We start from the raw sequence: 14,155 nt of genomic DNA, 5'->3' as shown, positions 1-14,155 counted from the left end.
GGCCGGGCCCGAGGTCAGAGCGGAAGCTTCATGCCCTCGTGGCTGGCCACGAAGCCGAGGCCGAGGTAGAAGCGGTGGGCGTCGTGGCGGGTCTTGTCGGTGGTGAGCTGCACCAGGGCGCAGCCGCGCTGCTTCGCCTGGTCGACGGCCCAGGTCATCATCTGCCGGCCGAAGCCCCGCCCGCGCCGGTCCGAGCGGACGCGGACGGCCTCGACGAGCTGCCGCTCCGCGCCGTGCCGGCCGAGCCCGGGAATGTAGGTGAGCTGCATGCAGCCGACCACCTCACCGTCCGCGTCGGCCACGATGAGCTGGTTGCGCGGATCGGCGGCGATGTCGGCGAACGCCCTCTCGTACGCGTCGTCGACCTCCGTGAAGTCCCGGGACTTCCCGAGCACGTCGTCGGCGAGCAGGGCCAGCACGGCGGGCAGGTCGGCCCGGACCGCCTCCCGGAAGATCACGTCGCTCATGCCGCCAGCGTGACACAACGATGTGCGGCGATGCGGGGGCGGCGCTTGCCGGCACCGGGCAGCATGATGGCTCATGGACGTCCTGCTGCTGCCGTTCCGGTGGATCTACCGGGCACTGGTCTGGTTCGCCAACTCGCCCCGGACGTTGATCATCTCCTACCTGCTGATGATCGTGGTGGCCGGCGTCATCTACGGCCAGGTGGAGAACCGAACGGCGGCGGACGCGGTCTGGTGGGCGGTGGTGACCGCGTCCACCGTCGGGTACGGCGACATCTCACCGGTCAGCTGGCAGGGCCGGGCCCTCGCCGCGCTGCTCATCTCGACCATGGTGCTGCTGGTCATCCCGTTGATCACCGCGCACTTCGCCAGCCAGCTGATCGTCGACGACGACGCCTTCGAGCACGACGAGCAGGAGGAACTCAAGGCCGACGTTCGGCGGATGCGGGCGCTGCTGGAGGAGATCGCCGCGCGGCAGGGCATCGAGCTGCCCGACCTGCCGCCGGAGCGGCCGGTCAGCGGGCCGGGCAGCGCAGCCCCTCCCTGGGCACGGTCAGGTCGATCAGGTAGGCGTCGACCGCCTCGGTGATGCAGGAGGTCTGCGGGTAGGCGGTGTGCCCCTCACCCTCCCAGGTGAGCACCCGGCCGACGCCGAGCATCTCGGCCAGCTTGCCGGTCTGCTCGTAGGGCGTCGCCGGGTCGCCGGTGGTGCCCACCACCAGGATCGGCGGCGCCCCGTCGGCCCGGCCCGTCGGGTACGGGTCGCGGCCGCCCGGCCACTCGGTGCAGGAGAGCATGCCGACGGCCAGCGACGGGCCGAACAGCGGGTACTTCGCCCGCCACTGCGACTGGAACTGGCGGATCCGCTCCCGGCTCGGCTTCTCCTCCTCGTCCGCGCAGTTGACGGCCAGGTTGGCGTCGAACAGGTTCGAGTAGTGCCCGTCGGAGTCCCGGTCGGCGTACGCGTCGGCGAGGCGGAACACGTCCGTCGGGTCGCCGCCCGCCAGCTCGTCGATGGCGCGGGCCAGCTCCTGCCACCCCTGCTCGGTGTAGAGCGAGGAGATGATCGCGTAGAAGACCCAGCCGGGGGTGGCCTCCCGGCCGTCGTCGCCGCGCACCGGGGACACCCGCGCCTTGTCGATCGCCGAGGTGACCGTGGCGCGGGCGTCCGGGGCGATCGGGCAGCGGCCGGCGTTGGCGGCGCACCACCGGGTGAAGTTGTCGAAGGCCCGCTCGAAGCCCTTGGCCTGGCTCTCCGAGCCGGCGACCAGACCCTGCTTCGGGTCGATCGCGCCGTCGAGCACCATCGCCCGGACGTGCTGCGGGTAGAGCTGCGCATAGGTGGCGCCGAGCAGGGTGCCGTAGGAGTAGCCGAGGTAGGTCAGCTTGTCGTCGCCGACGGCCGCGCGGACCGCGTCCATGTCCCGAGCGGCCTGCTCGGTGCCGTAGAGCGGCAACTGGTCGCCGTAGCGGTCGCCGCAGCCGCGCCCGATCCGCTGGTTGAGCGCCACGAACCCGTCGAAGGACTCCTGGCTGCGCGGGTCGGGGTCGTAGCCGAAGCTCGCGTCCAGGTCGGCATCCGGAATGCACTTCACCGGGCTGGAGCGGGACACCCCGCGCGGGTCGAAGCCGACGATGTCGAACCGGTCGGTGACCGAGGCGGGCAGGCCGCCGAACGCCGGCCCGTAGGAGAGGTAGACCGCCGTGTCCACCCCGGAGCCGCCCGGCCCGCCCGGGTTGACGACCAGCGAGCCGATCCGCTCGCGCTGCTTCGTCGACCGGGCGCGCAGCAGCGCGATCTCGAAGGTCTGCCCGGCGCCCGGGCCGGTGCCGGCCGCGCCGCCCGTGCCCCAGTCACGCGGCACCTTGATCCGCGCGCACTCGTAGCGCATGTTCGGCGCGCTCCGCCCGACCAGCTCCTCGGCCACCTCGGGGCAGGGCCGCCAGGTCGGCGCGGCGCCCGGCGCGGCGGCCTCGCCCTCGACGTCCGTCCGGGGGGCGAACGCCGGGAGGGTGCAGCCGGCGGCGAGCAGCGCGGCGGCGGCCAGGCCGGCCAGGGTGAGCCGGAACCGGCGGATCCGGGCGGAAGTGCGGGTCACGAGCGGGCCTCCGTGATCGATTCGACGGCCAGGCTACGCCGGGCCCGCGGCGGAGCCCACCGTCACCGTCGGGTCGCCGCGGAGCACCTGGTCCACATCGAACCGGACCGGCCGGTCGAGCTGGTCGTAGCGGCAGGAGCCGGGCTCGCGGTCGGGCCGCCACCGGACGAACCGGGCGGTGTGCCGGAACCGGTCGCCCTCCATCGCGTCGTAGCCGACCTCTACCACCAGCTCGGGGCGCAGCGGCTCCCACTCGAGGTTGCGGGTGCCGGTCCAGCGGCTGACCCCGCCGGGCAGGCGCTGGCCGCGCTCGTGGTCGCCGTGCACCCACGGGTGGTCGGCGCCGGCGTCCCGGTAGGGCTCCAGCTCCTCCAGCAGCTCGGCGCGGCGGGCCATGGTGAACGAGGCGCTCACCCCGACGTGGTGCAGCACGCCCGCGTCGTCGTAGAGCCCGAGCAGGAGCGAGCCGACCACCGGGCCCGACTTGTGCCACCGGAACCCGGCCACCACCACGTCGGCGGTGCGGGCGTGCTTGACCTTGAACATGAGCCGCTTGCCCGGCTCGTAGGGCAGGTCGGCCGGCTTGGCGATCAGGCCATCCAGGCCGGCGCCCTCGAAGACGTCGAACCAGCGGTGGGCGGTGTCGACGTCGGTGGTGACCTGGGTGACGTGCACCGGCGGGCGCACCCCGGCCAGGGCCGCCTCCAGCAGGGCCCGCCGCTGCGGATAGGGCTGGTCGAGCAGCGTCTCGTCGTCGAGGAGGAGCAGGTCGAAGGCGACGAAGTCGGCCGGCGTCGTCTCGGCCAGCAGCCGCACCCGGGAGGCGGCCGGGTGGACGCGCTGGGCCAGCAGCTCGAAGTCGAGTCGGGGCTGCCCGCCCGGGCCGTCCCGCCGGATCACGATCAGCTCGCCGTCGACCGCGCACCGCTCGGGCAGCTGACGGCGGGCCTGCTCGACCACCTCCGGGAAGTAGCGGGTCATCGACTTGCCGCCCCGGCTGGACAGCTCCACCTCGTCGCCGTCGCGGAACACGATGCACCGGAAGCCGTCCCACTTCGGCTCGTACGTCATCCCGGACGCGGTGGGGATCCGCGGGACGCTCTTGGCCAGCATCGGCTCGACCGGTGGACTGATCGGCAACTTCACGGCGACAAGTCAACCAGACGGCACCGACAGTCGTGAGGCAGATCACGGCCGGGCGGCAGGCGGCGTGTCCCCCCACGCGCCCCTCGTCCTCGCCCGGGCGAATCGGAAAACCCCAGCTCAGAGCTACTTTCGCGGGGTGTCGGAGTGGGTCTGCGGATGCTGCGGTCGGTGGCGGGTGAGCGTCGAGCTGATCCGGGGCCGCCACCGCTACCGGCTCGTGCGCCGCTACCCCGCCCGGTTCGGCGGGGGCAAGGACGTGCTCGGCGAGGTCGGCTCGGTGGCGGAACTGGAGGAGCTGCTGCGCCGGCGTACCCCCCTGGGGCTGGCCGACCTGCGCGAGGCCGCCTGACCCCCGGGGCGCCCGCAGCCGGCGGTGGCCGGCCGGACCGGCGGCGACCGACCGGTCGGCGGATGCCGCTGTCACGATCCGCCGGGCAGCGTCGTCACCGGTGGGCGCGGCGCGCGGGGCGCCGCCCGGGAGGGGGGCGCGATGCGGTTCGAGGCCGGTACGGAGGTGGCCGCCGAGCCCGGACGGGTCTGGGCGGTGCTGGTCGACGTCGAGCGGTGGCCGGAGTGGACGCCCTCGGTGCGCCGGGCCTGGCGGGGGGAGCCGGGGCCGCTCGCGGTGGGCGCCACCGTCAGGCTGGAGCAGCCGAAGCTGCGGCCGGCCGTCTGGCGGGTCACCGAGCTGACCGAGGGGCACTCCTTCGCCTGGGTGTCGCGCAGCCCCGGCGTGCGCACCCTGGCCGAACACCGGGTGCTGCCGCTGGCCGACGGGCGCAGCCGGGTCGAGCTGGTGCTCGCACAGTCCGGGCCGCTGGCCGGTCCGGTCGGCTGGCTCTACGGCGACCTGACGCGCCGCTACCTGCGGATGGAGGCCGACGGGCTCAGGCGTCGCTGCGAGCGGGACTGACCACGGCCTTCTCCAGCAGGGCCAGCCGGTGGCCGTTCGGGTCCGGCCGGTGCCCGACCACGCGGTAGCCGTGCCGGTGGTACAGCCGCAGGTTCTGCTCGCTGTCGGCCCCGGTGAAGAGCGCGAAGCGGCGCACGCGGGCGGCGCAGGCCGCCTCGACCGCCCGTAGCAGCCGCCCGCCGACGCCCCGGCCCTGCTGGTCGGGGGCGACGGCGAGGCGGCCGACGTGCGCGGTGTCGCCGTCGACGTGCGCCCGCACCGAGCCGACCAGCCGGTGGCCGAGCCGGGCGGTGAGCACCGTCGCCGGTCCCGCCAGCGCGGCCCGCACCTCCTCCAGGGTCTCGGTCAGCGGCGGCAGGAACGGGTCGGCGTAGCGCTGGGCCTCCACGAGGTACGCGGCGCGCTGCACCGTGAGGATCTCGCCGGCGTCCGGTACGTCGGCGGGGGCGATGCGCGGCTCGATCACGCCGACAGCCAACCACACGGCCCCGCCGCGCCGCCCGTACGCTGGCGGTGATCCGTCGAGCCCCGGGGGTGCGCGCCGTGCCGGCACTGACCTATCCGCACGTCGGCGCCACCCGCACCGGGGACCTGCCGCCCGGCTGGCGACACGTGCGGCACCGGGTGCGGCTGCCCGACTCCTGCTTCGCCGCCGCCGGCGCGGCGGTGCTCGGCTGGCGCCTGCACCGGGCGGCCGGCATCCGGATGGACGCGGCGGCCGACCGCGCCGCGCCCGGGGTGCGGGTGGTCTCCCGGCTGGGCGTCGGCCCGCTGCGGCTGGCCGCGCCCTGCGAGGTGGTCTGGGCCGTCGACGACGACCGGCGGGCCGGCTTCGGGTACGGCACGCTGCCCGGGCACCCGGCCAGCGGCGAGGAGGCCTTCGTGGTCAGCCGCGACGCCGCCGGCCGCGTCTGGTTCGAGGTGGTCGCGTTCAGCCGCCCGGACCGCTGGGTCATGCGGGTGGCCGGGCCGGCCGGCCGGGCCTTCCAGCACGCGTACGCCTGGTGGCTCGGCCGCACCCTGCGCCGCCTCTGCGCCCGGTCCTGACCGCGCACCCCGTCCACGACACCGTGCCGCGGCCGCCGGGCGGCATCCGGCGGCCAGAACAGCGCCGCGGCGGCGGTCGGTCAGTACCGGGCGAAGGAGCGGATCGGCATCCGGGGGCCGTACTTCGGGGCCTGGACGCCCCCGGCCTCCAGCAGCACGCAGACCCGGCCCCGGTGCCCCCGGAACGGCTCCAGCAGCGCCAGCATCCGGGCGTCGTCGCCGCGCGGCTCGCCCGCGAGCGCCCAGGACACCGTGTTCGGCACGTGGAAGTCGCCGACGCTGACCGCGTCCGGGTCCCCGTACGCGATCCGCACCACCTCGGCGGCGGTCCACGGCCCGATGCCGGCGATGGCGGTGAGCCGGCGGGTGGCTTCGGCGGAGTCCGCGCAGCGCTCCAACCGGTCCGCGACGGCGGCGGCGCGGCGCAGCGTGTCGGCCCGGCGCTGCTCCACCCCGAACGGGTGGAACACCCAGTACGGGGTGGCGGCCACCGCCGCCGGCTCCGGCGGCAGCAGCAGCGGCTGCATCGGCCCGGGCGCCGCCTCGCGGAAGTGCCGCACCGTCGCGGCGTACGCGCGGTACGCCTCCTTGCCGGTCACCTTCTGCTCGAAGACCGCCCGGAGCAGCCGGGGGAAGACCTGACCGGTGGCCGGCATCCGCAGCCCCCGGTGCTGGGCCGCCAGCCGCGCCACCACGGGGTGGCCGGCGGCGAGTTCCGCGAACCCGCCGAGGTCGTCGCGCAGCCCCGCGACCGCGTCCGCCCGCTCCACCACCCAGTCGGCGCCCGGGCCGTAGCCCTCGGCGAGCAGGCCGCCGCCGGCCGGCCGCAGGGCGAGGGTGGCCGGCCCGTCGGGGGTGCGGGTGGCCCACCAGAAGGTGCCCGCCGCGACGCGCGCACAGGGGTCGTACGCGCTGAAGGTCAGCGCCCGGACCGACGCGGCCAGCCGGTAGCCGGCCGGCGGGCGCAGCTCCCGGCGGGCGGAGGGTTCGGTCCCGGTCACCCGCCCATGCTGTCACGCCCCGGTCCCGTGACCGGCGGCACCGCCGGTACGCCGGTCGTCCCCGCTCGGCACGGCCGCCGGTGGGGTACGCAGGGCCCCGCGAACGGATCAACGGCGCACGGAGAAGATTCCGGGCGGCGGCGGGGTCGAGTCGGTGGCGTCGGCGTCGCGGACCACCGGGGCTCCGCCGGCGAACCGGTCCAGCTCCTCGCCGGCCAGCACCCGGCCGGGGAACCAGTCCCCGGCGGCGCGCCGGGTCAGCTCCGGCACCGGCGGCTCGACCCGGCTCGCCACGAGCACCAGGTTGCCGTAGCGGCGCCCGCGCAGCACGGCGGCGTCCCCGACCAGGCAGGCCCGGGGCAGCACCGACCGGACCGTGGCGACCTGCGCCCGCGCGTGACGCAGCGGCGGGCCGTCGGCGACGTTGGCCAGGTAGCAGCCGTCGGGGCGCAGCACCCGGGCCACCTCGGCGGCGTACTCCACCGAGGTGAGGTGGGCCGGGGTGCGCGCGCCGGCGAACACGTCGGCGACCACCACGTCGTAGCCGGCGTCCCGGCTGGCGGCGAGCACCTCGCGGGCGTCGGCCACCCGCACCTTGAGCCGGAAGTCCGCCGGCCACGGCAGGGCGCGGCGGACCAGCTCCACCAGCGCACCGTCCACCTCGACCACCCGCTGGGTGGAGCCGGGCCGGGTGGCGGCCACGTAGCGGGGCAGGGTCAGCGCCCCGCCGCCGAGGTGCAGCACCCGCAGCGGCGCACCGGCCGGGGCCACCAGGTCGATCGCGGCGGCCAGCCGCCGGACGTACTCGAACTCCAGGTGCGTGGGGTCGGCCAGGTCCACGTGCGACTGCGGCGCGTCGTCCAGCAGCAGGGTCCACGACCCCGGCCGGTCCGGATCCGGCACCAGCTCGGCCAGCCCGGTGTCCACCCCCGCGGCCACCGTCTCGGCGCCCCGCCTGCGCCCCATCAGCGGCGGGCCCGGGCGGCGGCGGTGAGCACCCGGTGCAGCAGCCGCGCGTCGCCGAGCAGCGCCCGCAGGCGGCGCTCCAGGCCCGCGATCGGGATGAGGTTCTGCGGTGCCCGCGGGTCCTTGTACGGGGTGGAGGCGAACCGGGGCAGCGTCACCAGCGACAGGTCGGCCAGCTCCACCGCCTCGTCGACGCCCAGTTCGGCGGAGCACTCCATCCGGACGATGCCCGCCCACGGCGCGCCGAGGGCCACCGGCAGCCGCAGATACCACGACCAGCCGCCCCAGGCCGTGCCGAGCTTGAACACGGGGGACCGCTCGCCGGCCGCCAGCCCGGTGACCACCGCCGTCAGCCGGGCGTCCAGGTACTGGCTGTGCTGCGTCTTGATGTAGCCCAGCGTGCGCGGCAGCTGCCGCCGGTTGCGCAGCGGGCCGTCCACCACCAGCAGGTCGCCGTCGGTGCGGGCCGCCCCGGAGACCTCCACCTCCAGCGCGGTCAGCGGCCCCTGCACGGCGGCAGGGAGTTTGCTCAGCTCGCCCGTGCCGCTGACCCGGTGCACCGGGTAGCGGACGCTGCCGGCGACCACGTCCACCGCCGACGGGCTGGCGGTGAACAGGCCCCGGCCGACCTTCGCGCCGGCGAGCCGCGCCGCGCCGCGCTCCAGGTCGCACCGGACCACCCCGGCGGCGTACGAGGCGGCCAGGCCGGGAAAGGAGGCGCCGTCGTCCTCCGCCGTCCAGACGCTCGCGTCGATCCGGCGCACCCCGTCGACCAGCAGCACCACGTCGGGGGCGCGCACCCCGGGGCGGGGCCCGATGGCCCGCCAGTCCACCGCGGGCAGCTCGGCGTCCGCGTCGACCTGGGCGCTGCTCGGCGCGGCGGGACCGCCGCCGGACGCCTCGAACGAGGCCCCGTACGCCGGATCCCAGGCGTCGACGAAGAACCGGGGATCGGTCACCGGGGCGAGCCTCCCGTCGTGGCCCGGGGGACGCCGCGGCGGCCCCCGTTCACCGGCCGGTCCGCTCGACGCGGGCCGACCGGGCGTCCTTGCTGACCTCGTAGCGGACCGGGATGCGCTCGGCCAGCGCCGGCACGTGGGTGACCACCCCGACCATCCGGTCGCCCCGCGCGGCCAGGCTCTCCAGGGTGGCGGCCACCGTGTCCAGGGTGGCCGCGTCCAGCGTGCCGAAGCCCTCGTCGAGCACGATCGACTCCAGGCTCGCCGCGGTGGTGGACATGCCGGCGAGCTGCTCGGACAACGCGAGCGCCAGCGCCAGCGACGCCTGGAAGGTCTCGCCGCCGGACAGGGTGCGCACGCCCCGGCGCAGCCCGGCGTCGTGGTGGTCGACGACGAAGAACTCGCCCTTGTCGTGCACCAGGTCGTACTGCCCGCCGGACAGCTCCCGCAGGATGCCCGACGCGCCCTCGACCAGCAGGTCCAACGCCTCGGCCAGCAGCCACCGCTCGAAGTTGTTGGCCCGCAGGTGCCCCGCGAGGGCTCGGGCCACCTGCGCCTCGTGCTCGTACCCGGCCCGCTGCTCGCGCAGCCCGCCGGCCTGCTCGCGGCGGCGCTCCAGCTCGCGCAGGTCGCCCTCGGCCCGCTCCAGGGCGCGGTCGGCGGCGCGTACCGGATCGTCGGTGGCCGGCAGCCCGGCGGCGGCGAAGAAGCCCGCGATGCGCTCGCCGACGCCGGCCGCCACCGCCTCGGCCTCCGCCACCGCGGCGGCCCGCCCCGCCCGCTCGGTGCGGCGGCGCTCCGCCTCCGCGTCGGCCCACCCGGTGAGGGCCGCCCACGCCGCGCCGAGGTCGTCGCGGTCGGCCGCCGGCGGCCCGAACCGGGCCAGCCCGTCGCGGGCGGCGTCGAACGCCCGCCAGGTCGCGCGCAGTCGCTCCTCGGCGGCGTCCACCGCCGCCCGGGCCCGGCGGGCCGCCTCCCGGCCGGCCCGCACCGCCGCCGCCGACTCGTCCAGCGCCCGGCGCAGCCGCGCGTGGTCGTCCAGCTCGCGGCGCAGCACCGCCGGCTCCGCCGCCCCGGCCAGTTGCCCGTCCAGCTCGGCCAGCCGGGCGTCCAGCTGGTCCTGCCGGGCCCGCGCCCGCACCAGCACCCGCTCCAGCTCGCGGGCCGCGGCGTCGCGCTCCGCCACCACCGCCTGCGCGGCCTTCGTGGCGGCCCGCGCCGCCCGGCCCGCCGCCGTGGCGGCGGCGACCGCCGAGTCCGCCGGCACCGCCGGCACCCTCGCCACCGTCTGCTCGCAGACCGGGCAGGTCGCCCCGTCGTGCAGGTGCGCCCGCAGCGCCACCGCCTGGTCGGTCGCCTTGGCCTCCTCGTGGGCCCGGAAGGCGGCCTCCAACTCGGCCTCGGCCCGCTCGGCCGCCGCCCGCGCCTGCGTCAGCGCGGTCACCGCCGCCGCGTGCTCGCCCCGCGCCGTGTCCACCGCCGCGCGGACCGTCTCCGCCTCGCCGGCCAGCTTCTCCCGGTCGGTGTACGCCCGCAGCAGCAGCCGCAGCGCGCTCTCGTCGCCCGCCGCGGCCAGCTCGCCGCGGAGCTTCTCCTCCCGCTCCTCGGCCAGCGACACCGCCGTCGCCGCCTCGTCCGCGCCCGCCCGCGCCGACGCCACCGCCCGGGCCACCTCCGCCACCCCGTCCGGCGCGCGCACGGCGGACAGCACCGCCAGGTCGGCGTCGAGCGCGGCCAGCGCCGCACCCGCCTCGCGCGCCGCCTCCCGGGCCGTCGCCAGCTCCGGTACGGCCGCCGCCACCGCCCCGACCAGCTCCCGCATCCGGTCGACCTGCCCGGTCGCCGCCGCCAGCGCGGCGTCGTCGACGTCGGCGAGCCCGGCCAGCGCCTGGTCGACCGCCTCCAGCTTCGCCTCGGCCTGCGCGGCCCGCGCGGTCGCCTTCTTCTGCACCTCCTCGTAGACCCCGAGACCGAGCAGGTTCACCAGGATCTGCTGCCGGGTGGCCGGCTTGGCGTGCAGGAAGTCCGCGAACTGCCCCTGCGGCAGCACCACGCAGCTGGTGAACTGCTCGTACGGCAGCCCGACCGCCTCCAGCACCGCCTGCTCCATCTCGGCGGGGGTGCCGGCCACCACCTCGCCGAGGTCGTCGGGGCTCAGCCCGGTGTCGAGCTTGGTCACGTCGAAGCCGGCCGGCATGAGCTGCAACCCGGCGTTGGCCGTCTTGACGTTGCCCCGCCCGTCCCGGCGCACCACCCGGGTCGCCACGTAGCGGGACCCGCCGGACTCGAAGACCAGTCGCACTCGCGCCTCGGTGGCCGACGGCGCGAGGGCGTTGGCCAGCCCCCGGGTGCCGCCCCAGCGGGGCACCGTGCCGTAGAGGACGAAGCAGATCGCGTCCAGCACCGTCGACTTGCCCGAGCCGGTCGGCCCCACCAGGGCGAAGAAGTCGGCGTCGGTGAAGTCGATCGTCGTCTCGTCCCGGAAGACGGTGAAGCCCGCCATGTCCAGCCGCATCGGCCGCATCAGTGGTCGACCTCCTCGAACAGTTCGTCGAAGAGCTCCCGCACCCCGTCGTCGGTGTGCCCCCGGCTGTCCAGGTAGTCGGCGAAGAGCTGCCGGGGCGAGCGGCCGGCCCGCTGCGCCACCCGGGCGCCGCCGCCCGGGGCGGGCACCAGCTCGGGGTCGATGCGGATCTCCAGGGCGCGGGGGAGCAGCTCCTGCACCTCCTCGCGCAGCCCGGCGCGGGGCTGCTCCCGCACGTACACCCGCAGCCAGGCGTCCGGCACGTCCATCTCGGCGAGCTGGGCCAGGGTGCCCCGGACCGTGCGCAGCGTGGCCGCCGCGACGACCGGCACCTCGCGGACCTGCGCCGCCGTGGTCGCGGTGACCTCGACGACCGTCACCGACGGCACGTTCTCCTGCTCGCCGAAGTCGACGGCGAGTGGGCTGCCGCTGTAGCGGATCGGGCAGGGGCCCTGGACCCGCTGCGAGCGGTGCAGGTGGCCCAGCGCCACGTAGTGCGCGGTGCCCGGGAAGACGGTCGCCGGCACGGCGTAGCCGAGCACGGTGTGCGCGTCCCGCTCGCCGCCGCCGGTCGCCGCGCCGACCACGGTCAGGTGGGCGGTGACCAGGTGCACCCGGTCCGGCTCGGTGAAGCTCTCGGTCAGCCGGCCCAGCACCCGGCCCAGGTGGTCGGCGTACGTCTGGGTGGCCTCGGCGGCGGTCAGCTCGTACATCTCCACGGCCCGGATGGCGTAGCGCTGGGAGAGGAACGGCAGCGCGGCCAGCCGCCAACGCTCGCCGCCGGCCGTGGTGCCGTCGACGACGTGCTCGTCCGGGTTCTCCCGGACGCCGCCGCGCAGCGTGATCCCGGCCGCCTCGGCCCAGGGGCGCAGCGCGTCGAGGGCCTGGCCGTTGTCGTGGTTGCCGCCGATCGCCACCACGTCGGCGCCGGTGCGGCGCAACGCGGTCAGGGCCCGGGTGACCAGCCGGGTGGCCTCGGGCGTCGGCGCGGCGGTGTCGTAGAGGTCACCGGCGACGATGACCAGGTCGGGCCGCTCGGCCCGGGCGACGTCGATCACCCCGGCGAGGACCTGCTTGTGCTCCTCGGCCCGCGACTGGCCCTTGAGGACCTTGCCGACGTGCCAGTCGGAGGTGTGCAGGATCTTCACGGGTTCTCCCCCTAGAACGGGATGTCGTCGTCGCTGGCGCCGCCGCCGGAGCCCACCACCGCGAACGGGTCGACGGACTGGGTGATCGACCGGAGCGTCTCCGACGGTGCCCGGCCGGCCTCGGAGACCCGGGTGGCCCAGGCCGGGAACGGGAACTCCAGGCAGAGCGGCACCGGGATGTCGGGCTGGTTGACGAACATCGTGCCGGGCTTGGCCAGCAGCGCGCGCTGCCGCTGGGCGGGCGGCAGGAAGCCGTACTCCGGGCGGGACGCCTCGGCCGGGTCGAGCCGGCCGACCACCCGGATCGCCGAGTTGGTGACGATCCGCCGCTCCACCTCGCTCGCCGTCTGCTGGGCGCCGACCAGGATCACCCCGAGCGAGCGGCCCCGCTCGGCGATGTCGAGCAGCACCTCCTTGATGGGGGAGGAGCCCTCGCGGGGGGCGTACTTGTTGAGCTCGTCGAGCACCACGAAGAGCAGCGGCTTGGCGGTGCCGGCCTTCTCCTTGCGCTCGAACTCGCTCTTGAGCGTCACGCCGACCACGAACCGCTGCGCGCGGTCCGGCAGGTTGTGCAGGTCGACCACGGTGACCTGGGCGCTCTCGGCGGTGTTGATCGAGTGTGGGCGGCGGGTGGCCAGGTCGCCCCGGATCAGCCGGGACAGGTCCTTCTTGCTGCCGATCAGCCGGCGGGCGAACGCGTTGACCGTGCCCAGCCCGACAGCGCTGCCGGCCCAGTCGGAGCGGGTCTCGTCGTCGTTGAGCTGCTCGACGACGTGGTCGACCAGGTCGGCGTACGAGCCGAGCCGCACCCCGTCGATGCTCACCCCGCCGTCGGCGGGCTGGGCGTGCCGGGCCAGGTGGGCGGCGACCGAGTGGACGACCATCGTGTACTGCTGGCGCTCGTCGTCGGCGTCGGCGAAGACGTAGGGCAGCAGGCGGTCGGCGCAGAACTCGGCGAGCGTCCAGTAGAAGCTGTCCACCCCGGTGAGCCGGCTGCTCACGTCGGGCGTGCCGGAGGAGTCGCCGACCCTGGGCGGGGCGTAGACCCGCACGTCGGGGAACGCGCCGGCGGTCAGGCCGAGCTTCGCGTACGCGGCGCGGGTGGCGTCGTCGAGCCGGGTGTTGGGATGGTCGAGGAAGAGCAGGTCCTCGCCCTTGACGTTGAAGATGAGCGCCTTGGCGTTGACGGCGTCGCCGCCGAGCACCCCGGAGCGGAAGACCGAGTAGAGCAGGAAGGTGGCGAAGCTCGTCTTCGTGGCGACGCCGGAGATGCCGGAGATCGACACGTGCGCGCCCCGGCTGCCGTCGAGGAAGTCGGCGTTGAGGTAGACCGGCACCCCGTCGCGGCCCATCCCCATCGGGATCCGCCGCTCCATCCGGTCGAAGTGCAGCGCCCGCGCCCGGGCGTCGCCCTCGGCGCGGTGCACCACCGCACCGGGCGACGGCGGCACGTAGAGCTCCGGGTCGACGCGGGTGGTGGTGATCTCGGCGGCCTCCTGCACCTGCGCCGGCAGCGTGCCGTCGGCGATGGCGAAGACGTCGGAGTCGAACTGGGCGCCCTCGTGCCGGGCGCGCACCTGGGTGACCACCCCGGCGATCGTCACCGGCTCGCGGTCGGGCAGCTCCCGGCGGGTCACCACGACGTCGTCGAGCTGGAGGTAGCTGCCGGGGGAGACCGCCGTCCAGAACTGCAGGGGGGTGGCGTCGGCCGTGCCCAGCACCCGGCCGACCTCCTCGCCCGGGCCGTCGAACCCGTCGTCAGTCATCGGGCAACTCCGGTCGGCTGGTCGTCGCGGTCGGGGCACACGTGGTGCATCCTGCCGCAGGAGTACGACAGGTTGCCACGCGACGCGGCGGACGCCACGCACCCGGCCCGCCACCCCGTCGC

The 14,155-nt window shown here is 76.1% G+C and carries 14 protein-coding genes; 4 read left to right on the top strand and 10 right to left on the bottom strand.

The genetic code is table 11. From position 1 onward, the window contains the following. Nucleotides 1-14: 14 nt before the first annotated feature. On the bottom strand, nucleotides 15-467 hold the full coding sequence (locus AB0G14_RS12280; RefSeq protein ID WP_357696490.1) for a GNAT family N-acetyltransferase: 453 nt from the start codon (nucleotides 465-467) through the stop codon (nucleotides 15-17). A gap of 73 nt (nucleotides 468-540) precedes the next feature. Between AB0G14_RS12280 and AB0G14_RS12275 the strand changes: the two genes are divergently transcribed. Further along, nucleotides 541-1,053 (top strand): potassium channel family protein, encoded by a 513-nt coding sequence (locus tag AB0G14_RS12275; RefSeq protein ID WP_357696488.1) that lies wholly within the window; start codon nucleotides 541-543, stop codon nucleotides 1,051-1,053. Here AB0G14_RS12275 and AB0G14_RS12270 read toward each other — a convergent pair. Then, entirely contained in the window at nucleotides 980-2,542 is a 1,563-nt protein-coding gene (locus AB0G14_RS12270) for an alpha/beta hydrolase (RefSeq protein ID WP_357696582.1), read from the bottom strand. The genes AB0G14_RS12275 and AB0G14_RS12270 overlap by 74 nt on opposite strands. A 54-nt stretch (nucleotides 2,543-2,596) precedes the next feature. After that, nucleotides 2,597-3,709, bottom strand: a complete 1,113-nt coding sequence (locus tag AB0G14_RS12265) for an ATP-dependent DNA ligase (RefSeq protein ID WP_357696485.1) — start codon at nucleotides 3,707-3,709, stop codon at nucleotides 2,597-2,599. 136 nt (nucleotides 3,710-3,845) lie between these two features. On the opposite strand from AB0G14_RS12265, the gene AB0G14_RS12260 reads away from it, so the two are divergent. Further along, a complete protein-coding gene (locus AB0G14_RS12260; protein WP_357453842.1) occupies nucleotides 3,846-4,058 on the top strand; it encodes a hypothetical protein in 213 nt (70 codons plus the stop codon). Nucleotides 4,059-4,199: 141 nt separating this feature from the next. Then, the gene (locus tag AB0G14_RS12255) at nucleotides 4,200-4,622 is read left to right on the top strand and encodes an SRPBCC family protein (RefSeq protein WP_357696483.1); all 423 of its coding nucleotides are present in this window, start codon (nucleotides 4,200-4,202) and stop codon (nucleotides 4,620-4,622) included. Here AB0G14_RS12255 and AB0G14_RS12250 read toward each other — a convergent pair. Then, nucleotides 4,597-5,088 (bottom strand): GNAT family N-acetyltransferase, encoded by a 492-nt coding sequence (locus tag AB0G14_RS12250; protein ID WP_357696481.1) that lies wholly within the window; start codon nucleotides 5,086-5,088, stop codon nucleotides 4,597-4,599. The genes AB0G14_RS12255 and AB0G14_RS12250 overlap by 26 nt on opposite strands. 77 nt (nucleotides 5,089-5,165) lie before the next feature. Between AB0G14_RS12250 and AB0G14_RS12245 the strand changes: the two genes are divergently transcribed. Continuing rightward, complete coding sequence (locus tag AB0G14_RS12245; protein ID WP_357696479.1) at nucleotides 5,166-5,669, top strand: DUF1990 domain-containing protein; 504 nt, start codon at nucleotides 5,166-5,168, stop codon at nucleotides 5,667-5,669. An 80-nt stretch (nucleotides 5,670-5,749) separates the two neighbouring features. Here AB0G14_RS12245 and AB0G14_RS12240 read toward each other — a convergent pair whose 3' ends face one another. The 6 genes from AB0G14_RS12240 to AB0G14_RS12215 form a co-directional block, all read right to left on the bottom strand. Continuing rightward, nucleotides 5,750-6,670: a DNA-3-methyladenine glycosylase 2 family protein gene (locus tag AB0G14_RS12240; RefSeq protein ID WP_357696477.1), complete on the bottom strand. Its 921-nt coding sequence runs from the start codon at nucleotides 6,668-6,670 to the stop codon at nucleotides 5,750-5,752. A gap of 108 nt (nucleotides 6,671-6,778) precedes the next feature. After that, nucleotides 6,779-7,636: a fused MFS/spermidine synthase gene (locus AB0G14_RS12235; RefSeq protein WP_357696475.1), complete on the bottom strand. Its 858-nt coding sequence runs from the start codon at nucleotides 7,634-7,636 to the stop codon at nucleotides 6,779-6,781. Continuing rightward, nucleotides 7,636-8,595: a hypothetical protein gene (locus AB0G14_RS12230; protein ID WP_357696473.1), complete on the bottom strand. Its 960-nt coding sequence runs from the start codon at nucleotides 8,593-8,595 to the stop codon at nucleotides 7,636-7,638. The genes AB0G14_RS12235 and AB0G14_RS12230 overlap by 1 nt, the downstream gene beginning before the upstream one ends. A 49-nt stretch (nucleotides 8,596-8,644) precedes the next feature. After that, entirely contained in the window at nucleotides 8,645-11,119 is a 2,475-nt protein-coding gene (locus AB0G14_RS12225) for an SMC family ATPase (RefSeq protein ID WP_357696471.1), read from the bottom strand. Then, nucleotides 11,119-12,267, bottom strand: a complete 1,149-nt coding sequence (locus tag AB0G14_RS12220; protein WP_350711643.1) for an exonuclease SbcCD subunit D — start codon at nucleotides 12,265-12,267, stop codon at nucleotides 11,119-11,121. Before AB0G14_RS12220 ends, AB0G14_RS12225 begins: the two co-directional genes overlap by 1 nt. A gap of 11 nt (nucleotides 12,268-12,278) precedes the next feature. Continuing rightward, the gene (locus tag AB0G14_RS12215; RefSeq protein WP_357696469.1) at nucleotides 12,279-14,033 is read right to left on the bottom strand and encodes an ATP-binding protein; all 1,755 of its coding nucleotides are present in this window, start codon (nucleotides 14,031-14,033) and stop codon (nucleotides 12,279-12,281) included. Between the last annotated feature and the right edge of the window lie 122 nt (nucleotides 14,034-14,155).

It is taken from the genome of Micromonospora sp. NPDC023814 (genome assembly GCF_040639595.1).
In the GTDB taxonomy this organism is placed as follows: Bacteria; Actinomycetota; Actinomycetes; order Mycobacteriales; family Micromonosporaceae; genus Micromonospora.
This window is presented reverse-complemented; position numbering and strand designations above follow the sequence as displayed.